The organism is Pseudomonas sp. 58 R 12 (genome assembly GCF_900005865.1).
Lineage (GTDB): Bacteria > Pseudomonadota > Gammaproteobacteria > Pseudomonadales > Pseudomonadaceae > Aquipseudomonas > Aquipseudomonas tritici.
In genome coordinates this window covers 134,839-158,625 of the sequence record NZ_CVTP01000024.1, presented here as the reverse complement: position 1 = coordinate 158,625, position 23,787 = coordinate 134,839, and the positions used below count along the sequence as shown (strand labels likewise).

At 61.0% G+C, this 23,787-nt stretch carries 19 protein-coding genes; 6 read left to right on the top strand and 13 right to left on the bottom strand.

Annotated elements, in window-relative coordinates; all coding sequences use genetic code 11:
- Positions 1-48: 48 nt before the first annotated feature.
- Entirely contained in the window at positions 49-987 is a 939-nt protein-coding gene (locus BFP95_RS21535; protein ID WP_065876265.1) for a LysR family transcriptional regulator, read from the bottom strand.
- 109 nt (positions 988-1,096) lie between these two features.
- Here BFP95_RS21535 and BFP95_RS21530 point away from each other — a divergent pair, with 109 nt between their 5' ends.
- The 3 genes from BFP95_RS21530 (at position 1,097) to BFP95_RS21520 (ending at position 5,277) form a co-directional block, all read left to right on the top strand.
- Positions 1,097-2,596 (top strand): CoA-acylating methylmalonate-semialdehyde dehydrogenase, encoded by a 1,500-nt coding sequence (locus BFP95_RS21530; RefSeq protein WP_065910669.1) that lies wholly within the window; start codon positions 1,097-1,099, stop codon positions 2,594-2,596.
- A gap of 240 nt (positions 2,597-2,836) precedes the next feature.
- The gene (locus BFP95_RS21525) at positions 2,837-3,775 is read left to right on the top strand and encodes a pectate lyase family protein (protein WP_028619690.1); all 939 of its coding nucleotides are present in this window, start codon (positions 2,837-2,839) and stop codon (positions 3,773-3,775) included.
- A gap of 251 nt (positions 3,776-4,026) precedes the next feature.
- Positions 4,027-5,277 (top strand): glycoside hydrolase family 68 protein, encoded by a 1,251-nt coding sequence (locus BFP95_RS21520; RefSeq protein WP_065889352.1) that lies wholly within the window; start codon positions 4,027-4,029, stop codon positions 5,275-5,277.
- A 251-nt stretch (positions 5,278-5,528) separates the two neighbouring features.
- Here BFP95_RS21520 and BFP95_RS21515 read toward each other — a convergent pair whose 3' ends face one another.
- The 4 genes from BFP95_RS21515 to xylA form a co-directional block, all read right to left on the bottom strand.
- The gene (locus BFP95_RS21515; RefSeq protein WP_065881450.1) at positions 5,529-6,665 is read right to left on the bottom strand and encodes a sugar ABC transporter permease; all 1,137 of its coding nucleotides are present in this window, start codon (positions 6,663-6,665) and stop codon (positions 5,529-5,531) included.
- Positions 6,666-8,210 carry a D-xylose ABC transporter ATP-binding protein gene (gene xylG, locus BFP95_RS21510; RefSeq protein WP_175405992.1) on the bottom strand — a complete coding sequence of 515 codons (1,545 nt, stop codon included), beginning with the start codon at positions 8,208-8,210 and terminating at the stop codon, positions 6,666-6,668.
- A 5-nt stretch (positions 8,211-8,215) separates the two neighbouring features.
- A complete protein-coding gene (xylF, locus tag BFP95_RS21505) occupies positions 8,216-9,217 on the bottom strand; it encodes a D-xylose ABC transporter substrate-binding protein (protein WP_065876259.1) in 1,002 nt (333 codons plus the stop codon).
- A gap of 101 nt (positions 9,218-9,318) precedes the next feature.
- On the bottom strand, positions 9,319-10,635 hold the full coding sequence (gene xylA / locus BFP95_RS21500) for a xylose isomerase (protein ID WP_065876258.1): 1,317 nt from the start codon (positions 10,633-10,635) through the stop codon (positions 9,319-9,321).
- Between the two features lie 139 nt (positions 10,636-10,774).
- On the opposite strand from xylA, the gene BFP95_RS21495 reads away from it, so the two are divergent.
- Both BFP95_RS21495 and BFP95_RS21490 read left to right on the top strand, forming a co-directional pair.
- Positions 10,775-11,947, top strand: a complete 1,173-nt coding sequence (locus BFP95_RS21495) for a XylR family transcriptional regulator (RefSeq protein ID WP_065876257.1) — start codon at positions 10,775-10,777, stop codon at positions 11,945-11,947.
- Between the two features lie 88 nt (positions 11,948-12,035).
- Positions 12,036-13,013: a sugar-binding transcriptional regulator gene (locus BFP95_RS21490; RefSeq protein WP_065876256.1), complete on the top strand. Its 978-nt coding sequence runs from the start codon at positions 12,036-12,038 to the stop codon at positions 13,011-13,013.
- Between the two features lie 185 nt (positions 13,014-13,198).
- Here BFP95_RS21490 and dhaL read toward each other — a convergent pair whose 3' ends face one another.
- From dhaL to BFP95_RS21465, 5 genes are read right to left on the bottom strand one after another with little or no spacing between them, the layout of a single operon-like run.
- Entirely contained in the window at positions 13,199-13,846 is a 648-nt protein-coding gene (gene dhaL / locus BFP95_RS21485; protein WP_065910667.1) for a dihydroxyacetone kinase subunit DhaL, read from the bottom strand.
- 3 nt (positions 13,847-13,849) lie between these two features.
- Complete coding sequence (locus tag BFP95_RS21480) at positions 13,850-14,851, bottom strand: dihydroxyacetone kinase subunit DhaK (RefSeq protein ID WP_065910666.1); 1,002 nt, start codon at positions 14,849-14,851, stop codon at positions 13,850-13,852.
- Positions 14,852-14,887: 36 nt separating this feature from the next.
- Positions 14,888-15,646: an SDR family oxidoreductase gene (locus tag BFP95_RS21475; RefSeq protein WP_065876253.1), complete on the bottom strand. Its 759-nt coding sequence runs from the start codon at positions 15,644-15,646 to the stop codon at positions 14,888-14,890.
- A gap of 14 nt (positions 15,647-15,660) precedes the next feature.
- Complete coding sequence (locus tag BFP95_RS21470; protein WP_065876252.1) at positions 15,661-16,638, bottom strand: ABC transporter permease; 978 nt, start codon at positions 16,636-16,638, stop codon at positions 15,661-15,663.
- Positions 16,635-18,122, bottom strand: coding sequence for a sugar ABC transporter ATP-binding protein (locus BFP95_RS21465; RefSeq protein ID WP_065881446.1), 1,488 nt, complete (start codon positions 18,120-18,122; stop codon positions 16,635-16,637). The genes BFP95_RS21470 and BFP95_RS21465 overlap by 4 nt, the downstream gene beginning before the upstream one ends.
- A 255-nt stretch (positions 18,123-18,377) precedes the next feature.
- Between BFP95_RS21465 and rpiB the strand changes: the two genes are divergently transcribed.
- On the top strand, positions 18,378-18,860 hold the full coding sequence (gene rpiB / locus BFP95_RS21460; protein WP_049708865.1) for a ribose 5-phosphate isomerase B: 483 nt from the start codon (positions 18,378-18,380) through the stop codon (positions 18,858-18,860).
- A gap of 6 nt (positions 18,861-18,866) precedes the next feature.
- Here rpiB and BFP95_RS21455 read toward each other — a convergent pair whose 3' ends face one another.
- The 3 genes from BFP95_RS21455 to BFP95_RS30420 form a co-directional block, all read right to left on the bottom strand.
- On the bottom strand, positions 18,867-20,132 hold the full coding sequence (locus BFP95_RS21455; RefSeq protein ID WP_065881445.1) for a carbohydrate porin: 1,266 nt from the start codon (positions 20,130-20,132) through the stop codon (positions 18,867-18,869).
- A gap of 55 nt (positions 20,133-20,187) precedes the next feature.
- Entirely contained in the window at positions 20,188-22,596 is a 2,409-nt protein-coding gene (locus BFP95_RS21450) for a glucose/quinate/shikimate family membrane-bound PQQ-dependent dehydrogenase (protein ID WP_065910665.1), read from the bottom strand.
- Between the two features lie 346 nt (positions 22,597-22,942).
- Positions 22,943-23,710 carry a methyl-accepting chemotaxis protein gene (locus tag BFP95_RS30420; RefSeq protein WP_371905503.1) on the bottom strand — a complete coding sequence of 256 codons (768 nt, stop codon included), beginning with the start codon at positions 23,708-23,710 and terminating at the stop codon, positions 22,943-22,945.
- Positions 23,711-23,787 lie beyond the last annotated feature (77 nt).

Here is a 23,787-nt window from a genome sequence, read left to right as displayed (position 1 = left end):
TAATTTGTCCATTATGGACTTTTGGTTCTGCTGAGCAAGAGGTAAACCTCACCTCGTAAATCGAAATCCACTCGACAGTTTGTCCTTCAGGTAGCCGACCAACACACTCACCGCCTTCGGCACATGCGGCGAATACGGCCGGATCAGGTAGATCTCATCAGCAAACGCGCCCTTGAGCACCCAGCCTTTGAGCACCTGCACCAATTTGCCGCTGGCCAGCGCGGCGTGAGCGCTGAAATCCGGGAGCAGGGCGATGCCCAGGTGGTTGAGCGCCGAGTCGCGCAAGGCTTCGCTGTTATTGGTGGCGAAGCTGCCGGAGATCGGCACGGTGAGGCGTTCGACGTTTTTAGTGCCGCGCTCGAAGGTCCAGGCGGGCTGGTCGGTGCCGCGCGGGTAGAACAGGCAGTTGTGCGCGGACAGGTCGCCGGGCTCGCGGGGTTCACCGTGGCGTTGCAGGTAATCCTGGGTGGCCACCAGCACCGAGCCGGTATCGCACAATTTCCATGCCACATGGGTTTCCGGCACCTGGAAACCGTGGCGCACGGCCAGGTCGTACCCTTCGGCGGCCAGAGAACTCAGGGCGTCCGACACATCCAGTTGGATGCGCACCTGCGGGTACTGCTGCAAAAACTCCGACAGATGCGGCACCAATTGCTGACGGGCAAACGCCACGGGCGCCGTCAGCCGCACCAGCCCGCGAATCTCTCCGACCGAGTCGCGCACAGACGAGAAGCTGCGGGCGATTTGCTCGTAGGCGCTGCGCACTTCACGGGTCAGCGACAACCCCGCATCGGTCAGCCTGACGCTGCGTGTGGTCCGCGTTACCAGCCGCGTCCCGGTAGCCTTTTCCAGGTCAGAAATGCGCTGGCTCACGGCGGACTTACTGACGCCCAGACGCGCGGCAGCGGCGGTGTAGGTGCCTTGTTCTTCCAGCACCGACAGCCAGTGAATATGGGTCCACAGCCCTTCGATCTCAGCTTTTTCCATAATTGTATTGTTCGCATTAATGGACAATAAGTTCTGGATTCTGCTCTGGTTTGGAACAAATCGGAAGCCTATCGTGTGTCCCAACGCTACCCACCTGGGATTTACTGCCATGACAACCACAATCGAGCACTACATCAACGACCAGCGCGTGAGCCGCGATGATCGCTATCAGGACGTCTACAACCCGGCCACCGGCGAAAAGACTGGCCGCGTCGCCTTGGCCAGCCGCCAAACTGTCTCCGAAGCCGTTGCCGCTGCCCAGGCTGCCTTCGCCGATTGGGCCGACACTCCGCCCATCCGCCGCGCCCGCGTGTTGTTCGAATACCTGCACCTGCTGCGTGCACGCAAGGATGACCTGGCGCGCATCATCGTCGCCGAGCACGGCAAGGTCTTTACCGACGCCCAGGGTGAAGTCGACCGTGGCATCGACATTCTCGAATTTGCCTGCGGCATTCCCAACCTGCTCAAGGGCGAACACTCCGACCAGGTTTCCCGTGGCATGGACAACTGGACGATGCGCCAACCGCTCGGCGTTGTGGCCGGTGTTACACCGTTCAACTTCCCGGTGATGGTGCCAATGTGGATGTACCCGATCGCCATCGCGGCGGGCAATACCTTCATCCTCAAGCCAAGCCCGACCGACCCAAGCGCGTCGCTTTTCATGGCCGAACTGCTGCGCGAAGCCGGCTTGCCCAAAGGCGTGTTCAACGTGGTGCAGGGTGACAAGGAATCGGTTGATGCGCTGATCGAACACCCGGACGTCAAGGCCGTGAGCTTCGTTGGCTCTACCCCGATTGCCCAATACATCTACGAGACCGGCGCGCGTAATGGCAAGCGCGTGCAAGGCCTGGGCGGCGCCAAAAACCACATGGTGGTGATGCCCGACGCGGATATCGAAAAAACCGTCGACGCCCTGATGGGTGCCGCCTACGGCAGTGCCGGCGAACGCTGCATGGCCATCTCCGTCGCCGTGCTGGTGGGTGATGTGGGTGACAAAGTCATCGCCGCCTTGACCGAGCGTGCCAAGCAACTGCGCATCACCGACGGACGCGACCTCAAGGCCGAAATGGGCCCGATCGTATCCCGCGCGGCGCTGGAGCGTATCAGCGGCTACATCGAACAAGGCGTACAGGCCGGCGCGCAACTGCTGCTCGACGGGCGCGACTACGTGCCCACCGAAGCGGGCCTGGAAAATGGCTTCTGGCTCGGCGCGACCTTGTTCGACCACGTGACCAAAGAGATGAGCATCTACCGCGAAGAAATCTTCGGCCCGGTGCTGGCGTGCGTGCGCGTAAATGACTTCGCCGAAGCGATCAAACTGGTCAACGACCACGAGTTCGGCAATGGCGTGAGCTGCTTCACCCGCGACGGCAATATCGCCCGCGAGTTTGCACGACGGATTGAAGTGGGCATGGTCGGCATCAACGTACCGATCCCGGTGCCGATGGCATGGCACGGGTTCGGCGGCTGGAAGAAGAGTCTGTTCGGCGACATGCATGCCTACGGCACTGAGGGCGTGCGCTTCTACACCAAGCAGAAGTCGATCATGCAGCGCTGGTCGGAGAGCATCGAGCAGGGCGCGGAGTTTGCGATGCCTGTGTCCAAGTGACGGCCAAAAGAACACAGCAGGGCAAATGTGGGAGGGGGCTTGCCCCCTCCCACATTTTTTGGCTGCGTAAGGGTTGACGATCCAGTGAATCGAGAATACTGTACATAAACACAGTGTTTAAGCGCTGATCGACCAACACCCGGCAACCTCAGTCCTGCCAAACACTGTGTGCAAGTTAACGGATTAACTTGATGCACAAGCTCGTCTTACCGAGCCATTTTATTGATAGAGAGGGAACTCATGTCCTATCCAGAAAGCAAACTCACCGGTTTGACCGGTTTCGCCCAAGCGGCAAAAGTGACAGGTGGCTGGTCCGGCCCTGTGGTCAGTATCACCACACTCGATCAACTCAAGGCTAATATCGGCGATACCACCCCACGGGTACTGGTGATCAACAGTAATATCTCGGCGTCGAGCCTGACCAAAGTCAACATGGGCGCCAACAAGACCCTGATTGGCTCGTTCCAGAACCGCACGCTGGAGAATATTCACCTGCGTGCAACGGCGCAGTCGCAGAACATTATTCTGCAGAATCTTATCTTCAAGCATTCGGCAAATATCAAGGCCAATGACGATATTCAGGTCTACTTGAACTACGGCAGCAAGTATTGGATTGACCATTGCTCTTTCGTCGGGCACAGCTGGTCCACCACTGACGGCAGTGAAGATAAACTGCTGTATATCGGTGAAAAGGCCGATTATGCCACCATCAGCAACTGCTTCTTTGGCAGCCACAAGTATGGCCTGATCTTCGGCCACCCGGCGGATGATAATAAAGCAGAGTTCAATGGTTATCCGCGCCTGACGCTGTGCCATAACCGCTTCGACAACATGGAAGTGCGTGCGCCTGGCTTGATGCGTTACGGTTATTTTCATGTGTACAACAACTACATCAATAACTTCCACCTCGGTTTTACCCTGGCACAAAACGCCAATATCCTTTCTGAAAGTAACTACTTTGGCGAAGGCAGCCAAAATAAAGGCATGTTGGACGACAAAGGCACTGGCACGTTCACCGATACCAACAGTGTCCCGCCGATCACCAACCAGAAGTCGCCTAAAGCGCAATGGACGGCCCTTTCCAACTATGGCTATACCTTGAAGACCGCCGCACAAGCCAAGGACTTTACCCAGAAGAATGCCGGCGCCCAGTCGGTAGCCCTGATCTTTGGTAGTTGATTAGCTAGCTTTCTACTTAACGATCATTTAATACGGGTGCCACTGTATTTATATCAAGGATATAAATACAGTGATGGCCTTTGTAATCTAAATAATTCTTCATGTTGCGACAGGTAGGCTTCCATGTTAAACCTTATTTCGCACTTGCAGAGCCAACTATCTCTTGCTCTTTCAGCCACTATTAAGTTGTTGGTTGTCATGTGCTATTTAATCTTCGCTTGTCACTTAAGCGTCAGCAAAAGGACATCATCATGAAACACGCGAATCACACACCCACTCGCTGGACACGGGCCGATGCGCTGAAAGTTAATGAGAATGACCCGACGACGACACAGCCGTTAGTGAGTCCTGACTTTCCTGTCATGAGTGACACGGTCTTTATCTGGGACACCATGCCCTTGCGTGAACTGGATGGCACGGTGGTATCGGTCAATGGCTGGTCGGTGATCTTCACCCTGACCGCCGACCGTCGCCCCCATGATCCACAATTCATCAACGCCGATGGCCGCTACGACATCAAGCGCGATTGGGAAGACCGCCATGGCCATGCGCGTATCTGCTATTGGTACTCGCGCACCGGCAAGGACTGGATCTTCGGCGGCCGGGTCATGGCCGAAGGGGTTTCGCCGACCACGCGTGAATGGGCGGGCACACCTATCCTGCTCAACAATAACGGTGACATTGATTTGTATTACACCTGTGTAACGCCGGGTGCCACCATTGCTAAAGTCAGGGGCCAGGTGGTCACTTCCGACAACGGTGTCACCTTGCAGGGCTTTGATCAGGTCAAATCACTGTTTGATGCCGACGGCACCTATTACCAAACCGAAGCGCAAAATTCGACCTGGAACTTTCGCGATCCCAGCCCCTTTATCGATCCCAAAGATGGCAAGTTGTACATGGTGTTTGAAGGCAACGTTGCCGGCGAGCGCGGGACTCACGAAGTGGGCCCGAATGAAATAGGCCTGGTGCCGCCAGGGCATGAAGATGTCGGCGGGGCACGTTATCAGGTTGGCTGCATCGGCATCGCCGTGGCCAAAGACCTTAACGGTGACGAGTGGGAAATTCTGCCGCCCCTGGTCACTGCCGTGGGGGTCAACGACCAGACCGAGCGTCCGCACTATGTGTTCCAGGACGACAAGTATTACCTGTTCACCATCAGCCACAAATTCACTTACGCGGACGGCGTGACCGGCCCGGATGGCGTTTATGGGTTTGTCAGTGATCACCTGTTTGGTCCCTATACGCTGATGAACGCTTCCGGTCTGGTGCTTGGCAATCCGCCTTCGCAGCCATTCCAGACGTATTCCCATTGCGTGATGCCCAATGGCCTGGTGACCTCGTTTATCGACAGCGTGCCCACCAGCGGCGATGACTACCGCATCGGCGGCACCGAAGCACCCACCGTGAGGATTGTATTGAAAGGCGATCGCTCGTTTGTGCAGGAGGCTTACGACTACGGTTACATCCCGGCGATGCGCGATGTTGTGTTGAGCCAGTAACTGACTAAAAAGCCACTCTTCGGAGTGGCTTTTTTACGCCTGTTTTTTATGCCTGCGCTGTTGATGGCTTCAGGCGCGCGAGGGTGGATCGCAGGCTCGCCATTGATTCCTGCAGGCACAAGGCGACAAAGATTGTCTAGGAAACGTCCTGCAATTAAACGCGACACGCCTTGCTGGCGCTTCTCAAACCATGACCAAATGCCGCTAACGCCACCTCTCAAATGTGGGAGCTTCGGTGTTTTTCCGGACCGTTACCGACGACCTGTCCGCGTACTCACATCCACCCACACCGCCAACACCAGAATGCTGCCCTTCACAATCATCTGCCAGTAACTGTCCACATCCAGCATCGACATGCCATTGTCCAGGCTGGTAATCACCAGCGCGCCCAACAACGCGCCGTACACCGTGCCCGAGCCGCCACGCATGGACGTGCCGCCGATAAAGCACGCAGCGATGGCATCCAGCTCGCCCATATTCCCCGCCGACGGCGAACCGGCAGCGAGGCGGGCGGTGTTGACCAGGCCGGCGAGGGCGCACATCACGCCCATGATGCCGAAGATCCACAGCTTCACCGCCTGTACGTTGATGCCCGACAGGCGCGTGGCTTCCATGTTGCTGCCCACCGCGTAGACGCGGCGGCCGAACACGGTCTGGCTGGTGACGTAGCTGAATACGCCCAGAAGCACGAGCAGAAGCAAGACGGGGACGGGAATGCCGTCGTAACTGTTGAGCGTGGTGACAAACCCGGCCAGCACGGCGCCGATAAGTACCACGCGCACCAGATCACGCACGAGGGAATGTGCCGCAAGACCATGCAGCGCGCGATTGCGTCGTTGTTTCCACGTGAGGAACAGCGTCAGTGCAAACAACAAGACGCCGAGCCCAATACCCACCGAATGCGGCAGATACCCCTGGCCCACATACACCAGCGACGGCGAAACCGGCGCAATGGTGGTACCGCCCGTGATCCCCAGCAGAATCCCGCGAAATGCCAGCATCCCACCCAAGCCAACGATAAACGAAGGAATCCGCAGGTACGCGGTCATGTAGCCGTTCGCCAGGCCGATCATCAGCCCACACAACGCCACCAGGCTCAGGTTGGCCAGCAGCGGCACGTGATAAACCACATCGAGGATCGCCGCCAACCCGCCCAGCAACCCGAGCAATGACCCCACTGACAAATCGATCTCGCCGCTGATGATCACCAGCACCATGCCGCACGCCAATATCCCGGTGATCGACATCTGCCGCAGCAGGTTGGACAGGTTACGTGGTGTGAGAAACCCGCCCTCGGTCTGCCAGCTGAAAAACAGCCAGATCACCGCCACGGCGATCACCAGGGCGAGCATTTTGTAGCGGGTAAACAGCTGTTTGAGCTGATTCATCTACGCGGTCTTCCGATCATTATTGTTATGGCTGAGCGCAGCCGCGAGCACCTGTTCCTGGGTGAGGCCGTTGTTGACGAAGTCACCGCGCAGCTGGCCTTCGCCGATCACCAGCACGCGGTCGGAGACCCCGAGTACTTCGGCCAGCTCCGAGGACACCATGATGATTGACACCCCTTCGGCCGCCAGGGAGTTCATCAACTTGTAGATCTCATATTTGGCGCCCACGTCCACGCCGCGCGTGGGTTCGTCGAGGATCAACACCTTGGGCTTGGCCATCAGCATTTTCGCCAGCACGGCCTTTTGCTGATTACCCCCGGACAGGCTGGTGATCGGCAAAAACGGGCTGGAGGTCTTCAGGTGCATGCGTGCGATCTGCTGGTCGATGCTGCCCAGTTCGGCTTCGGCATCGATACGCGTCATGTGCGCATAGGTATCGAGCACCGCCAGGGTGATGTTCTGGCCCACGCCCAGGTCGGGAATGATGCCCTGGCGCTTACGGTCCTCGGGCACCATGCACAGCCCGGCGCGGATGGATTTGAGCGGCGTGCGTGTGTCGATCACCTGGCCGTCCAACCACACCTCGGCGCTATAGCGCCCTGGGTAGGCGCCGAACAGTGCCGACACCAGTTCCGTACGCCCGGCGCCCACCAACCCGGCAATGCCGAGGATTTCCCCGCGTTTGAGCACGAAGGAAATGTCGTCCACACGCTTGCGCTTGGGGTTGTCGACGTCATAGCAGGTGACGTTGCGCGCCTCGAAAATCACCTCGCCTACGTCATGCGGCTCGGTGGGGTAGAGGTTGCTCATCTCGCGGCCGACCATCTGGGTGATGATCTGCGCGATGTCCATGTCGGCCATGGCCGTGGTCGCGATGTGCTTGCCATCGCGGATCACCGCAATGGTGTCGCACACCGCCGCCACTTCATCGAGCTTGTGGGAGATGTACACGCAGGCCACGCCCTTGGCCTTGAGGCCGCGGATGATGTCCAGCAGTACTTCGATTTCAGAGCGCGTCAGGGCCGAGGAGGGCTCATCGAGAATCAACAGGCGCGCCTGTTTATTCAGGGCCTTGGCGATTTCCACCAGTTGCTGGTAGCCGCCGCCGTACTGCGATACCGGCAGCGCGACGTTCATGTCCGGTACCTTGAGCTCACGCATCAAGGCTTCGGCGCGGTGGATCATCGCCGGGTAGTTCATGCGCCCACCCGGCAAGGTCATTTCGTGGCCCATGAAGATGTTTTCGGCCACCGACAAGTCAGGCACCAGGGTCAGTTCCTGGTGAATGATCACGATCCCCGCCGCCTCGGTCTCGCTGATTGACTGAGCCTCGAGCGGCTGCCCGTCCCAGAGGATTTCACCGTCCCAGGTGCCGTACGGATAAACCGCCGACAGCACCTTCATCAGGGTTGATTTACCGGCGCCGTTCTCGCCGCACAGGCCGACGCATTCCCCCGGCCGTACCTTGATGTCGATGCCGTTGAGGGCGTTGACACCGCCAAAGGTTTTGACGATGCCGTTCATTTGCAGCAGGTAGTCGGACATGGCGGTCACTGCCCGGCAATCTGCTCTTTGGTATAGAACCCGTCTTTCTCCAACAGATCGATATTGGCTTTGGTCAGCGGGGTAGGCGTGAGCAGGATGGTGTCGACCTTCTTGCTGCCGTTGTCGTACTGCGAGCTGTAGGTCGGCTTCTCGTTACGCGCCAGTTGCACCGAGAGCTTGGCGGCTTCGGTGGCGATCAGCTTGAGCGGCTTGTACACAGTCATGGTTTGGGTGCCGTCGATCACACGCTTGATCGCGGCCAGGTCGGCGTCTTGCCCGGAGATCGGCACCTTGCCTGCCAGTTTCTGCGCGGCCAGGGCCTGGATTGCACCGCCGGCGGTGGCGTCGTTGGAAGCCACGATGGCGTCGATCTTGTTGTTGTTCCGGGTCAGGGCGTTTTCGACGATGCTCAGGGCTTCAGTGGGGTTCCATTCTTTCACCCACTGCTGCCCGACAATCTTGATGTCGCCCTTGTCGATGGCCGGTTGCAGCACCTTCATCTGGCCTTCGCGCAGCACTTTGGCGTTGTTGTCGGTGGGCGCTCCGCCGAGCAGGAAGTAGTTGCCCTTGGGCGCCGCTTGCAACACGCCGCTGGCCTGCATTTCGCCGACCTTTTCGTTATCGAAGGAGATGTAGGCGTCGATGTCAGCGTTAAGGATCAGGCGGTCATACGACACCACTTTGATCCCGGCCTTCTTGGCTTCGGCGACGGCGTTGGTGAGGACGGTAGCGTTGAAGGGCACGATGACGATCACGTCGACACCCCGGGAGATCAGGTTTTCGATCTGGGAAATCTGCTTCTGCTCGTTGGCATCGGCGGACTGGACGAAGACCTTGGCATCGAGTTTTTCTGCCGCCGCGACGAAGTAATCACGGTCACGGGACCAGCGCTCCAGGCGCAGGTCATCGATGGAAAAACCGATTTTCGGGTGGGCCGAGTCGGCCATGACCGGCAGGGCGAGCAGGGCCAGGGCAGTGGCGAGCAGGGTACGTTTGAATGACTTCATGGTGGTGCGTCCTTTTATTGTTGTTGGAAAGACACAGCGTGATGCGGGTAAAACTGTAGAGCGTCCTTCGACGCTCTGTGCAGAGATTTGTCGCGCAAATGTCACCGGTAGATAAAGCGATTCACGACACCTTCAAGCATCTCCTGGCGACCACTCACGGCCTGTGGGTTCAGTTCATGGGCAAACGCATGTTCAGCCAGCGACTCCAGGCTGAATTCTCCCGCCAGCACGGCCTGGCCCAACGGTTGCTGCCAACCGGCGTAGCGCTGGTCCTTGAACTGCTGCAATCGATCGTTCTCGACCATAGCCGCCGCGCGTTCCAGGGCCAGGGCCAATACATCTATGGCGGCTACATGCCCATGGAACAGGTCCACATCGTCCAGGCTCTGGCGGCGCACTTTGGAGTCAAAGTTATAGCCGCCGTTCTTGAACCCGCCAGCCTTGAGGATTTCATAGGTGGCGAGGGTCATCTCCTCGACGCTGTTGGGGAACTGGTCGGTGTCCCAGCCGTTCTGCGGGTCGCCGCGGTTGGCGTCGATGCTGCCGAAGATGCCCAGGGACACGGCGGTGGCAATTTCATGGTGAAAGCTGTGCCCGGCCAGGGTCGCGTGGTTGGCCTCGATATTCACCTTGATCTCATGCTCCAGCCCGTATTCATGCAGGAAGCCGAACACGGTGGCGCTGTCGTAATCGTATTGGTGCTTGGTTGGCTCCTGGGGCTTGGGCTCGATCAGCAGGTCGCCTTTGAAGCCGATCTTGTGCTTGTGCTCCACGACCATGCGCATAAAGCGTCCAAGCTGCTCGCGCTCACGTTTCAGGTCGGTATTGAGCAGTGTTTCGTAACCTTCACGGCCGCCCCACAGCACATAGTTGGAACCCTTGAGCCGCAAGGTCGCATTCATGGCGCTGAACACTTGGGCGGCGGCGTAGGCAAACACCTCCGGATCCGGGTTACTGGCAGCGCCGGCGGCAAAGCGTGGGTTGCTGAAGCAATTGGCGGTGCCCCACAGCAGCTTGATCCCTGTCTGTTCCTGGTGACGCTCCAAGTGATCGACCATCTGCGCAAAGTGGTGGCGGTATTCCTTGAGCGAACTGCCTTCGGGGGCGACGTCCGTGTCGTGAAAGCTGTAGTAGTCGATGCCCAGCTTGGAGAAAAACTCAAACGCTGCGTCCGCCTTGCCGATGGCCAGTTCCATTGGGTCGCCGTTGCGCTGCCATGGCCGTTTGAAGGTGCCGACGCCAAACATGTCCGCCCCTGGCCACACGAAGGTGTGCCAATAGCACGCAGCCATGCGCAGGTGCTCGCGCATGGGTTTACCGAGGATGATTTTGTTGGCGTCGTAATGGCGAAAGGCGAGGGGGGCATCGCTGCTGGGGCCTTCGAAGCGAACCTTCTCGACACCGGGGAAGTACGGCATGGCGTTTTCCTTATTGTTCTTGGCGGTGTCCCGATACTAGCAACGGCGGTGGGGCTGCCGATTATGAAAATCACCAAGGGAGGGTGCGATTTTGAGTGGCAGGGGCTAGTCTGTGTCCACCGGCCCCAGGATAAAAACAATGAAAACCCTACCGCCCGTGCACCGCATCGCCTTGCTCTTCAACGGCAGCAAAATCTATGACCGCGGCATCATCGCCGGCATTGGCAACTACCTGAGCAGCACCCGCGCGTCCTGGGATTTGTTCCTCGAAGAAGACTTTCTGTGCCGCCTCAAAGGCATTGAGCGCTGGCAGGGCGACGGCATCATTGCCGACTTCGACGACCCGCTGATCGGCGAAGCGCTGGCCGGGAGCAAGGTGCCGGTGGTGGCGGTGGGAGGCTCCTATGAGGATGCGCGCGCCTACCCCAAGGGCATTCCCTACGTGGCCACGGACAACGATGCCTTGATGAAGATGGCGTACGCGCACCTGATCGAGGCTGGCCTGACCCGCTTTGCCTGTTTCAGCCTGCCCGAAGCCCAGGCCAATCGCTGGGCCCAGGAACGGGAAAAAGCTTTCAAGCGTTTGATGCAACGGGATGGTTTGCCGGTGCAGATCTATCGCGGCCTGGGCACCAGCGCGCCACTGTGGGACAGCGCGGTTGAGCAGCAAATCGCCTGGCTGCAAAGCCTGCCCAAGCCCATCGGTATCATCGCTGTCACCGACGCCCGCGCCCGGCAACTGCTGCAAGCCTGTCTCACCGCCGGCATCGCGGTGCCGGAAGAAGTGGCACTGATCGGCATCGACAACGACCCGCTGACCCGCACCCTCACACGCGTACCATTGAGTTCGGTGATCCAGGGCACCGAAACCATGGGCCGCACCGCCGCTGCCCTGTTGCATCAGATGCTGCACGGCAAGCCCTGCGAGGGCACGCAGGTGCTGGTGCCGCCGGATGCGATCAACGTGCAGGCATCCAGCCTGCATCAGCCGTTGGGGAATCCCTACGTGATGCAGGCGCTGCTGTTTATCCGCCAATACGCCTGCCAGGGCATCAAGACTGCCCAGGTAGCGGCCTATGTCGGCGTGTCGCGTTCATCGTTGGAGTCGCACTTTCGCAAGGCGCGCGGCTGCAGCGTGCATGACGAGATCCTGCGCTTCAAGCTCGCCAACGCCGCCAAGGGCCTGCAGGGCAACCACCTGGCGATTGCCGATATCGCCCAGCAATGCGGCTTCAAATCCGCGCAGTACCTGCACACCGTGTTCCGTCGCGAGTTCGGCTGTACGCCACGCGAATACCAGCAGAGTCATTAGAAACTTTGCCGGCCAGGCCTATTCGCTGCTGGACTTGCACCGTACAGACTAGGGAGAATGGTTTTTTGTGGCGTAAATGGAAGCTCCCATGACCGACAGTGCCCAGCGTGCCGCCAGCGACATCGACCTGATGACCGAAGTGGCCATGCTTTATTACCTCGACAACATCACTCAGGAAGCCATTGCCAAGCGCTTCGACCTGTCTCGGGTCAAGGTCAGCCGGTTGCTCAAGCGCGCCCGTGATGAAGGGGTGGTGGAGGTGCGGGTGTTGCAACACCCGGCGCTGAACACTGAGCTGGAGCAGGCGCTGGTCGAGCGCTTCCAGCTGGACCGCGCGTTGATCGCGGTCGACCACGGCGACCCCGACACCCAGCGTTCGGCCGTCGCCAGCCTGGTCGCCAACTACCTGAATAAAACCCTCAGTGACGGCATGATCATCGCCGTCGGCATGGGCCGCAATGTCGGCGCGGTGGCCGACAATGTGTTCCTGCCGGTGACGCGCAACTGCACCTTTGTGTGTGCGATTGGCGGCTCGCTCAAGGCCGGCGAATACATGAACCCCGACCATATCTGCCGGCGCCTGGCCCTGCGCTTCGGCGCCGAGAGCGAAACCCTGTACGCACCGGCCCTGGTGGCCAACCCGGAACTGCGCAGTGCGCTGATCAACAACGACACCGTACGCTCGACCCTCGACCGCGCGCGCCGCGCCGATATCGCCTTGATTGGCATCGGTGACATGAGCGAGAACAGCAACATGGTGCGCATGGGCTGGTTCTCGCCCCAGGAAATTGCCCAGGCCCGCGTATCCGGTACGGTCGGCGACATGATGGGCTACGACTTCATCGACATCCACGGCCAGCCGGCGGTCAACGCCATGCAGGGCAGGGTGATTGGCTTGTCGGTGCAGGAACTGGTGCGTATTCCGGATGTAGTGGCGATTGCCAGCGAGAACACCAAGGCGGCGGCGACCCTCGGCGCGTTGCGTTCCGGGGTGATCAACACCCTGGCGACGACCGTGTCGAATGCCTACACGATCCTCGCCCTGGATGATGCGACGCGCCGTTAGGTGCATAGGAGCGCAGCCTTGGCGGGTGCGTCGGATCTTCGCTCCCACAAGGATGGGGGGTGTGCTCAGTTGACCGGCCAGGCGCAGAACCCAATGTGGGATCTGGCTTGCCTGCGATAGCGATGGGGCAGCCAGCATTTATGCCAACTGACACACCGCCTTCGCGAGCAAGCCCGCTCCCACAATTACACCACCAGTCGCGCCTCCACCGAATCGGCGAGGTTGGTGAGGATCAGGCAGCAAGACACCGCGCCTGCGTCCAATACTCCCAGCGAACGTTCGCCCAGACGGCTGGCGCGGCCGATTTTTGCCACCAGGTCGCGGGTAGAATCGCGGCCCTGGGAGGCCGCATTTTTCATCTGGCGCAAGGCTTCGGCAAACGAAGCGCCGCTGGCTTCGGCCCGTTCAAAGGCCTCCACGGCCGGAATCAACGTGTCCATCAAACACTTGTCGCCCACCCCCGCATCGCTGATGTCTTGCAGTGACGTGAGGCCGCCGCGCAGCAGCCTGGCGAAACTCGCCGCGTCAATGCTGTCGCGGCCGCGCACTTCGTCGGCCATGCCGATAAACAGGCTGCCGTAGAGCGGGCCCATGGAGCCGCCGATGCCCTCCATCAGCGCCAAAGTCAGTTCGTCCAGCGCCTCGGCCAGCGACAGCTCGCGCCCTTCCAGGGTCTTGCCGCAGCGCGAGAACCCCTTGGCCATGTTGATGCCGTGGTCGCCGTCGCCGATGGCGCCGTCCACTTCGCTGAGGTATTCGCGGTTGGCAACGATGATCGACACCAGGTTGGAGACGATGGCGCTACCGGTGTTGCTCGGGAAATGCTCGCTCATGCTTCACTCCGACTGTGTCATGCCGATGGAGCGGCAGGGTTGGTCGATCAGGGTGGTCAGCTCGGCATCGAGGCCGAGCAGGGTCAGGGTCACGCCCATCATTTCCAGCGACGTGAAGTAATTGCCCACGTAGCAGCGGTGAATGCGCAGGCCTTTGGCACGCAGTTGCTGCGCGACCTCGGCGTAGAAAATGTACAACTCCATCACTGGCGTGGCGCCCAGGCCCGAGACCAGCACCACGACGCTGTCGTCTGCGCTGAAGTCGCGGTCGGCCAGGATCGGCGCGAGCATGCGTTTAGCCATGGCGGCCGCGGATTCCACCGGCACCACTTCGATGCCGGGTTCGCCGTGGTGGCCTATGCCCAGTTCCATTTTGCCGCTTTCGATCTGGAAGTTGGGTTTGCCGACTGCCGCAATGGTGCAGGGCGTAAGGCCCACGCCGATGGAGCGGCACCGGTCCACGGCTTTCTGGGCCACGCGGATCACGCCGTCGAGGTCGTAGCCCTGGGCAGCGGCGGCTCCGCCGATCTTCCACATGAAAATCTCACCGGCCACGCCGCGCCGCTTGGCGATATCCGCCGCAGGGGCAGAGGCCACGTCATCGTTGGCGACCACGGTGCGGATGTTCATCTCTTTGCTGGCGGCCATTTTCATCGCCAGCTTCACGTTCATATTGTCGCCGGCATAGTTGCCGTACAGGCAGGCCACGCCCGCGCCCTGGTCCGCGGCGCGGAAGGCATCGAAGAAGCTTTTGGCGGTGGGTGAGGAGAAAATCTCGCCGACCGCCACCGCATCCACCAGGCCAGGGCCGACATAGCCGAGAAACGCCGGCTCATGGCCCGAGCCGCCGCCGGTAACAATGCCCACCTGGCCGGCCGGTGACGTTTTACGTTTGCGGATGACCCGTGGATTGCTCTCGTACTGCACCAGCTCCGGGTGCGCCACGAGAATGCCCGCGAGCATGTCCTCGACCACCAGGTCTGGGTCGTTTATCACTCGATTCATGCGCTGTTTCCTTATTCTTATTCGTGAGCAAGCGGATTACTGAATGCTGTAGCCGCCGTCGATCACCACGTTCTCGCCGGTGATCATCTTGGCTGCGTCGCTGACCAGGTAGAGCACCAGGCCGGCGATTTCTTCCGGCTGAGCGAAGCGCCCCACCGGGATCTGCAATTTGGCGCGCTCGCCCAGTTCACCGGCCCAGGCCTTCTTGCCCAAGGCTGTTTCGACGATGGTTGGCGACACGGCGTTGACGTTGATGCCGTGGGGCGCCCATTCCATGGCTAACACCTTGGTCATGCCGACCACGGCGGCCTTGCTGGCGCAGTAGGCCACATGGCGATCCAGCCCGATCACGGCGGCCTGTGAAGCGAGGTTGACGATGCGCCCGCCGCCGCTTTCGATCATATGCCGGGCACAGGCCTGGGCCACGAAGAAGCTGGCCTTGAGGTTGATATCGAGGGTGGTGTCCCAGGCGTTTTCGCTGACCTCCAGCGCCTTGTCCAGCAGCGCAACGCCGGCGCTGTTGACCAGGTAATCGATACGCCCGAGCGCGGCGGCAGCCTGGTCGACGGTGGCCTGTACCGAGTCGAGCTGGCGCAGGTCGACCACCAGGCCCAGGTGGCCGGCGCCGAGGCTGGCGGCGACATCCACCACCGCCGGGTCGCGATCCAGCAGGGCCACCCTGGCACCTCGTTCCACCAATAAGTTGGCACAGGCCAGGCCGATACCGGCCGCGCCCCCGGTGATCACGGCGCAACGGCCGGTGAGGTCGAACGCCTGGTTCCAGAAATTGGACATTGCACACACTCCCCTTAGCGTTTTTTCTTGCGCCAGACATCGATCAACACGGCGAGCACGATGATCAACCCCTTGGCCACTTGTTGGTAATACGACGACACCCCGAGCAGGTTCAAGCCGTTGTTGATCACGCCGATCAACAGCGCGCCGAACAGCGTGCCGACGATACTGCCGGTGCCGCCGGACAGGCTGGTACCGCCGATCACCACGGCGGCAATCGCGTCCAGCTCATACGACACGCCTGCCTGGGGCAACGCCGAGGTGGTGCGCGCAGCCAGCACCACACCCGCCAGGCCCGCCAGCAGGCCGGAAATCACATACACCGAGAACGTCACCTTGCGCACGCCGATGCCGGAGGTGCGTGCGCTTTTTTCATTGCCGCCCACGGCGTACACGTAGCGGCCATAGGTGGTGTAGCGCAGCACCATCCAGAAAATCAGCGCGACCACGGCAAAGATAATGATCGGTACGCCAATGGGGCCGAGCTTGCCGATACCCAGGGCGAGGAAGCTGTCGGGCAGGTCGGTGACGGGACTGCCGTCGTTCAGAATAAAGGTCATGCCCCGCGCCACGCTGAGCATGCCAAGCGTGGCGACAAACGGCGGGATGCTCAGGTTGGCGACCATAAAGCCATTGACCACACCCAGCATGGCCCCGGCAAACATCCCCGCACTCACCGCTGCCAGCAGGCCATAGCCCTGGGTGGCGACCAGCGCGCTGCACAAGCCGGCAAACGCCAGGATCGAACCCACCGACAGGTCGATGCCCTTGGTCAGGATCACGTAGGTCATGCCCACGGCGAGGATGCCGTTGATTGAGGTCTGGCGCAGGATGTCCATCCAGTTGCGCCAGGTCATGAAGTATTCGCTGGAAAACGCCATCACCACGCACAACAGGATAAACACCAGCGGCAGGCCGAAGCGGTCCAGGGATAGGCGCAGGCGATTGCGTGGCGCGGCGGTCACGGGTGCAGCAAGGACTTTGCTATTCATGAGGCAAGACTCAACAAGGCTTCCTGGGAGAGGGCGGTGTCGGTGCTGACGGTCACCAGGCGGCCGCCCTTGAATACCGCGATGCGATCACTCAGATGCAGCAGCTCCGGCGCTTCGGACGAGACCACGATGGCCGCGCCGCCGGCACGCACAAATTCATCGAGCAGGTGATAGATCTCCTGCTTGGCGCCCTCGTCGATGCCGCGCGTGGGTTCATCGCAAAGCAGGCAGATCGGCTGGGTCGACAGGCATTTGGCGAGCACCACCTTTTGCTGGTTGCCGCCGCTCATGGATTCCACCGGCAGGTCCAGGGACGAGACCTTGATCTGCAGGCGCTTGACCATGCTTTGCGCCAGGGCTTGCTCCTTGCGTGCGTTGATCACCGACCAGCTCGACAGCTGCTTGTAGGCCGACAGCGCGATATTCGCGAGGATGCTGGCGCTGAGCACCAGGCCACTGTCTTTGCGGTCTTCGGTGACCAGTGACATGCCGGCGCGAATCGTCGCGGCCGGGGTGCCGGTGGGCAGGGGTTGGCCTTGCAGGGTGGCACTGCCGGCGTCGGGCACGGTGAGGCCATACAGGCAGTTGAGGAACTCACTGCGGCCCGAGCCCATCAGCCCGTAGATACCGAGGATTTCGCCTTGGCGCAGTTGCAGGCTGATGTCCTGGAATTCGCCGTTGCGGCTCAGGCCGTTGACGTCCAGGCAGGTGGCGGCGGCGCATTCGCGGCCGGCTTTGTGGTCGATGCGTTGCAGCTCCTGGCCGACGATACCGCGTACCAGATGAGCGCGGTCGATATCGGCCATGCGCCCGCTTTCGACAAAGGCGCCGTCGCGAAAGATGCTGTAGTCGTCGGCGATCTGCGCCAGTTCGCTGAGGCGGTGAGACACATAAATGATGCCGGCACCGCGCTCGGTGAGGCGGCGGATGGCCTTGAACAGGGTTTGCGCCTCGTGTTCGCCGATGGCCGAAGTGGGCTCGTCCATGATCATCACCTGGCAGTCATGGCTGAAGGCTTTGGCAATTTCCACCAGTTGGATCTGCGCCACGCTCAAGCGGTGCATCGGGCTGGTGGCATCCACGTCGAATTCGAGGCTTTGCAGGAGTTCGCGGGTGCGCCGGTTGAGCGCCTTGCTGTCGACAATGCAGCCGGCGCGCCGCGGCTCGCGACCCAGCCAGATGTTCTCGGCGACGGTCATGTAGGGAATCGGTTCCAGCTCCTGGGTGATCATCGCCACGCCGGCGGCGAGTGCCGCGCTGGGGCGATCGAACTGCACCGGCTGGCCGTTGAGCAGGATGCTGCCGGCGTCGCGCCCGGTGATGCCCATCAAGATACTGAGAAAAGTCGATTTGCCGGCACCATTGCCGCCGCACAGCGCGTGCACGCTGCCGGCACGCAGGGAGAGGCGCCCGTCGCGCAGGGCCGGAACCCCCGCGTAGGCTTTGGAAACGTGTTCAGCGTGGAGCAGTAATGGCGGGGCCATTGGTGTGTCCTCTTGCTGATTTTCTTATTAGGTGTTTTATCCAGTAGCCTGATCATATGATCGGATAGTGATCATATGTTTAAACCGCTTGGGTCGGTTTTGTCAATGGTCTGGCGTAACGTCTTCCGGTGGCATGGCAGTTTTAAACGCTTTGCTCACCAAAATAAGCCTTGACAGCAGCCTGTCAGTCGCCCGCTAATGATTGTGCATAATTTCAGTGAGTGATCATTTGATCGGTCTGGTGGAGAAACAGTAATGGGTGCACAAACGACGTTTTCGGTGGCCGTCGGATGCGACGAGGCGGGCTTCGAGCTCAAGGAATTGCTCAAGCGCTTTATCGAAAGCCTGGGGTACGGGGTTGAGGACTTTGGCTGCCATTCGTCCAGCCCGGTGCTCTATCCGGATATCGCGGCGGCGGTAGCGATGGCGGTCGGTGCCGGTGAGCAGCGCCTGGGTGTGTTGATTTGCGGCACGGGCATCGGCATGGCGATTTCAGCCAACAAGATCAAGGGGGTACGAGCGGCCCAAGCCCATGACACGTATTCCGCCGAGCGGGCGCGCAAAAGCAACGATGCGCAGATCCTGTCGATCGGTGCACGGGTGATCGGGCCCGAGCTGGCCAAGAGCATCGTGAAGGTGTTTCTCGAGTCAGAATTCGAAGCGGAGCGCTCCGGGGCGAAAGTCGAGCGCATCACTGCGCTCGAACGGGCGAACAGGGCGTTGCCGTCAGACGACTGAGCCGGGTCAGAAGACTGCTTTGACCTGCAGGCCCAGCACCAAAGCGTTGTCGATGTTGTCACCGGAAAACGCTCCCGGCTCGATGATGTATTGCACATCCGGGCGCAGAGTCAGCCATGGCGTAGCCTGGTAGCCATAGCTCAGTTCGATCAACTGTTCGGCATTGTTCAGGTTGGGATAATCCGTGCCGGCGTTGACGGCGGCCAGTTCCTGCACGTCACGGCTGCGCGGGTTCGGTACGGCGCGACCATAACCCAGGGCCAGGGTGTCACGCGGCCGGCCTTCGAACGGTTTGTACAGCACCACGCCTGCGCCGTACCACTTGCTGAACGGCGACGCCGCTGCGCTGGCAGCGGAGTATTGGCCGAAGGCGTGTAGCACGCGGCCGGCGGACGAGTCCGACGCCCACACCGCCTGGTCGATCAGCAGGTAGTGACCGCCGCGTCCGCTGACCTCCTTGTTGCTGCCGATGCGTTTCACGTCGGAGCTGTCGTAGTAATAGCCCAGTTTGTATTCGCCCGGCAGCGTGCCCGCGTGTTTGTACACCAGCTCTATCGGCACCACGGTGCCGGTGGTGTGCTTGGGGCTCAAGTGCCAGGCGCGGCTGGAATCGCCATTGCTGTCGGGGTCCACATTGAACGCGGCGACGCGCAGTTGCCAGGACGGCGAGAAGTCATATTTCACCCGCGCACCCAGGCGCGCGTTCGGGTAGTTGGTCCAGCCGCTGCCGCCGGACATGTTCAGCGGGTGCCCGCAGAAACCGGCGTTCATGAAGTTGCACAGGATGCCGCTGTCCAGGCCGCCGAGGTCATTGCCCATGGCCATGTAGCCGAGCTTGACGTTCAGTGCCGGGGTGAAGAGGGTGCGTTCGTAACTCAGCTCGGTCAGGCGGGTGTAGAGGCCACCGTAGTTTTCCTGGATCGGCAGGCGGTTGCCGACCAAATCCTCGGAAGCACTGTTGCCGCGCCGGTCATTGATCGTGACCTGAATGCGGTCGCCATGGTTGAAACCGTAGAGCTTGCCCAGGTCGAACTGCACGCCGAGCTTGAGGTTTTGCGAATAACGCGCCGAGCGGTGTTGGCCGCCGTGGGCGTTGTAGGCGGTTTCGCCGCTGTAGTCGCCGGTGAAGCGGATGCCTTGTTCGTCGAGTTCACGGCGCAGGCCGCCCCAGTCGCCGGTCAGGGTGGTATCACTGGCTTGAACGGGCAGGGCGGCGCCAAAGGCCAGGCCGAGCAACAGGCGCCCAAGGGAAAGATGAGAAACGGGGGTCATGCGGGTTCTTCCAAAGCAGAAGGCGCGGTGCAAAGCGCACCGCGCTTGAAGGAGGTTATGGCAGGGCGTAAGCGATCACGTAGTCGCCACGGTCAGTGGACTGGCGTGCGCCGCCAGCGGTGACGACCACGTACTGCTTGCCGGTTTTCGGCGAGACGTAGGTCATCGGCCCACCCTGGCTGCCTACCGGCAGGCGGGCTTTCCAGACTTCCTCGCCATTGCCGCTGTTAAAGGCGCGCAGGTAGAAGTCCTGGGTGCCGGCGATGAAGATCAGGCCGCCCTGGGTCGACAGGGTGCCGCCAAGGGTCGGCAAGCCGATCTTGATCGGCAGGTGCATGCGGATACCCAGCGGGCCGGTGTCCTCCACGGTGCCGACCGGCACTTGCCAGGCGACTTTCTGGGTCTTCATGTCGATCGCGGTCAGGGTGCCGAAGGGCGGCGCCTGGCACGGAATGCCGGCCACCGACAGGAAGCGGTTTTTGTTCACGGCATACGGCGTGCCCTTGAGCGGCACGGCGCCCATCCCGGTGTTCAGCGCTTCGCCACCGGACGCGGCCAGGGCCTTGTTCTGCGACGGTATCATCTGGATCCACAGGCCCAGGCGCATGTCGTTGACGAAGATAAAGCCGTGTACCGGGTCGGTGGAAAGACTGCCCCAGTTCATGCCGCCCAGCGATCCCGGGAAACTCAGCGATTTGTCCGTGCCCGGCGCGGTGTACAGGCCGTCGTAGCGCATGCCTTTGAAGTCAATGCGGCACAGCAATTGGTCAAACGGCGTGGCACCCCACATGTCCGATTCGGTCAGGGTTTGCGCGCCGATCTGCGGCATGCCGACGGATTTTGGCTGGGTGGGCGAGTAGGGCTCGTTAGGGATGTTCGCGGCCTTGACCGGTACTTCTTTAACCTCGGTCAGTGGCTTGCCGGTGGCGCGGTCGAGCACGTAGATCTGCCCGGCCTTGGTGCCGATCACCACCGCTGGCACAGCCTTGTCGCTGCCGGGCGGGGTGAAGTCGATCAGGCTTGGCTGCATCGGCAGGTCGAAGTCCCACAGGTCATTGTGGACGGTCTGGTAGACCCATTTTTCCGCGCCGGTGGAGGCGTCCAGCGCCAATACTGAAGCACCGTATTTATGGTTAAGCTCGGTGCGCTCCACACCATAGATGTCGGTGGACGAACTGCCCATCGGCAGGAAAACCGTGTTCATCAGCGGGTCATAGGACATGGGTGCCCAGCTGTTCGGGGTGCTGCGCACATAGGTGCTGCCGTCGGCCGGGGCCTGCTTGTCTTGCGGGTTGCCCGGGTCGAAAGCCCAGCGCATCTGGCCGGTGATCACGTCGAAACCACGGATCACGCCGCCCGGCATGTCGGTCTGTACGTTGTCGGCCACGCGGCCACCCACCACTACAGTGGTACCGGCGATCAACGGAGCGGAGGACAGTTGGTAGTAGCTGTCCGGCACGTTACCCAGGCCGGCTTTCAAGTCGACTTGGCCGTGGCTGCCGAAGTCTTCGCAGAATTTGCCGGTGTCGGCATCCACCGCGATCAGGCGCGCATCGATAGTGTTGGTCAGCAAGCGACGCTGGCATTGCGCACCGGCCGGAACGCTGGCGGCGATGATCGGCGAGCTGTTGGGCTGGCTTGGCTGGGCAATCGGCGCGGTGGCGTCGAAATACGCCATGCCACGGCAACGTTGCCACACCGCGGATTTGGCGTTGACCTCGTTCTTCCACAGCTCTTTGCCGGTGTCGGCGTCGAGGGCGATCAGGTTGTTGTGCGGCGTGCAGATGAACACTTTGTTGCCGATCTGCAAGGGCGTCAGTTGGTCTTCGGCGCCGTTGCCGTCGCTGATTGCCACGTCGCCGGTGTGGTAGGTCCACGCCACTTTGAGCTGGTTGACGGTGTCACGGTTGATCTGGTCCAACGCGGCGAAGCGGCTGCCGCCTTCGGTGTTGCCGTAGTGCGCCCAGTCTTTCTGAGCATCGGCGGGGGCTACCGGCGTGATGCCAGGGCCGGTACCGGTCGGAGCCACGCTGGGGTGGGCGACAAACATATTGCCCGCCGCCACGGCCACGCCGACCGCCAATACCGCGGCAACGCCATAGGCACCGCGTGCAGGCTTATTGACGAGCAGCGGGTAGACCAGCGCTACCACCATGCCGATGGCCGCAAACATGAATACACGCGAGAACAGCGGCCAGAACACCAGGCCCACATCCGCCACCGCCCAGATGGCTGTGCCGACCAGGAAAGCCGCAAACAGCCACGCGCCCGCCGGTTTGCGCCGGGCAATCAGCAAGCCGGCAATCGCCATGGCCAGGCCGCCGATCAGGAAGTACCAGGAACCTCCCAGGCTGACCAGTTTGACGCCGCCGATGGCTAGCGCGAGGCCGAGCAGGGCGATGATTACGCCCAGGCCCAGCAGTAAAAATCTAGAGGCGCCAGCGGCGCGCGATGCTCGTTTCATGTCGAAAGGACTCGAATGTGAGAGGGCAAAGACGCGATTTTAGCAACATAAGTAACTAGTTAGTACATTAGAGTCCTGCAATAGACTATTACAGGTGGTGCGATGATGGCGTGTGGCTAAATGTCGCCCAGGATCTGATGTGATACTTATAAGGTGCACGCAACGTGTAGTGAGCGGGCTTGCCCCGCGCTGGGCTGCGAAGCAGCCCCAATCCGGGCACCGAGATCTATCTTGATTAACTCGGTGGATTTATAGGGGGCTGCTTCGCAGCCCAGCGCGGGGCAAGCCCGCTCACCACAGCACGCCCGCTCGCCATAAATTGTTGCTCTGCGCACTCGCCGGCCTGTTAGAACTTGAACCGGCCCACCAACCCCTTGAGCTGACCCGAAATATCCGTCAGTCGCCCTGATCCGGTCTGCGCCGAGTGGGCAAACTCTTCGACCAATTGCGCATCGGCATGGATCTGCGCGATATGCCGGTTGATCTCTTCGGCAACCTGGTGCTGTTCTTCGGCGGCCGTGGCGATCTGGGTATTCTGGTCGCGGATCGAGTCCACCGAGCCCCGGATCTTGTCAAAGCTGTCGCGGGCCTGCTGGATGCGTTCCACGCTGGTGTGGGACACCAGCAGGCTGCCTTGCATCTGCTGCGTCACTTCCTGGGTGCGGCGGGCGAGGTTGCCGAGCAGGCTGTCGATTTCGCCGGTGGAGTCGGCGGTGCGGCGCGCCAGGGCGCGGACTTCGTCGGCGACTACCGCAAAACCTCGGCCCTGGTCACCGGCCCGTGCGGCCTCGATTGCCGCGTTGAGCGCCAGCAGGTTGGTCTGTTCGGCAATCGAGCGGATGGTGTCGAGGATGGTGTTGATGTTTTTGCTGTCCTGCTCCAGCAATTGCATGGTCTGGGTGGACTTTTGCAGGTCTTCACTCAACTTGAGCACGCTGCCGGTGGCTTCGCCGATGTGCTGCTGGCCATCGTGCACGTCGCGGTAGCCTTCGTCGGCACTGGTGGCGGCAGCGCTGCAGGAGCGGGCGACTTCGTTGGCAGTGGCCACCATTTCGTTGAACGCGGTGCTCACCAGTTCCACGGCTTCACGCTGACGGCCGGCAGCCTGGTTCATGTTGTTGGCGACTTCGCTAGTGTCGGCGGCGGCGGTCTGCAGGTCGGAAGACGCATTGCCAATGCGCTGCACCAACT

Excerpts from the sequence above, each read along its gene's own strand:
- BFP95_RS21535 (WP_065876265.1), bottom strand. The coding sequence starts at position 987 with ATGGAAAAAGCTGAGATCGAAGGGCTGTGGACCCATATTCACTGGCTG.
- BFP95_RS21530 (WP_065910669.1), top strand. The coding sequence starts at position 1,097 with ATGACAACCACAATCGAGCACTACATCAACGACCAGCGCGTGAGCCGC.
- BFP95_RS21525 (WP_028619690.1), top strand. The coding sequence starts at position 2,837 with ATGTCCTATCCAGAAAGCAAACTCACCGGTTTGACCGGTTTCGCCCAA.
- BFP95_RS21520 (WP_065889352.1), top strand. The coding sequence starts at position 4,027 with ATGAAACACGCGAATCACACACCCACTCGCTGGACACGGGCCGATGCG.
- BFP95_RS21515 (WP_065881450.1), bottom strand. The coding sequence starts at position 6,665 with ATGAATCAGCTCAAACAGCTGTTTACCCGCTACAAAATGCTCGCCCTG.
- xylG (WP_175405992.1), bottom strand. The coding sequence starts at position 8,210 with ATGTCCGACTACCTGCTGCAAATGAACGGCATCGTCAAAACCTTTGGC.
- xylF (WP_065876259.1), bottom strand. The coding sequence starts at position 9,217 with ATGAAGTCATTCAAACGTACCCTGCTCGCCACTGCCCTGGCCCTGCTC.
- xylA (WP_065876258.1), bottom strand. The coding sequence starts at position 10,635 with ATGCCGTACTTCCCCGGTGTCGAGAAGGTTCGCTTCGAAGGCCCCAGC.
- BFP95_RS21495 (WP_065876257.1), top strand. The coding sequence starts at position 10,775 with ATGAAAACCCTACCGCCCGTGCACCGCATCGCCTTGCTCTTCAACGGC.
- BFP95_RS21490 (WP_065876256.1), top strand. The coding sequence starts at position 12,036 with ATGACCGACAGTGCCCAGCGTGCCGCCAGCGACATCGACCTGATGACC.
- dhaL (WP_065910667.1), bottom strand. The coding sequence starts at position 13,846 with ATGAGCGAGCATTTCCCGAGCAACACCGGTAGCGCCATCGTCTCCAAC.
- BFP95_RS21480 (WP_065910666.1), bottom strand. The coding sequence starts at position 14,851 with ATGAATCGAGTGATAAACGACCCAGACCTGGTGGTCGAGGACATGCTC.
- BFP95_RS21475 (WP_065876253.1), bottom strand. The coding sequence starts at position 15,646 with ATGTCCAATTTCTGGAACCAGGCGTTCGACCTCACCGGCCGTTGCGCC.
- BFP95_RS21470 (WP_065876252.1), bottom strand. The coding sequence starts at position 16,638 with ATGAATAGCAAAGTCCTTGCTGCACCCGTGACCGCCGCGCCACGCAAT.
- BFP95_RS21465 (WP_065881446.1), bottom strand. The coding sequence starts at position 18,122 with ATGGCCCCGCCATTACTGCTCCACGCTGAACACGTTTCCAAAGCCTAC.
- rpiB (WP_049708865.1), top strand. The coding sequence starts at position 18,378 with ATGGGTGCACAAACGACGTTTTCGGTGGCCGTCGGATGCGACGAGGCG.
- BFP95_RS21455 (WP_065881445.1), bottom strand. The coding sequence starts at position 20,132 with ATGACCCCCGTTTCTCATCTTTCCCTTGGGCGCCTGTTGCTCGGCCTG.
- BFP95_RS21450 (WP_065910665.1), bottom strand. The coding sequence starts at position 22,596 with ATGAAACGAGCATCGCGCGCCGCTGGCGCCTCTAGATTTTTACTGCTG.
- BFP95_RS30420 (WP_371905503.1), bottom strand. The coding sequence starts at position 23,710 with ATGAACCAGGCTGCCGGCCGTCAGCGTGAAGCCGTGGAACTGGTGAGC.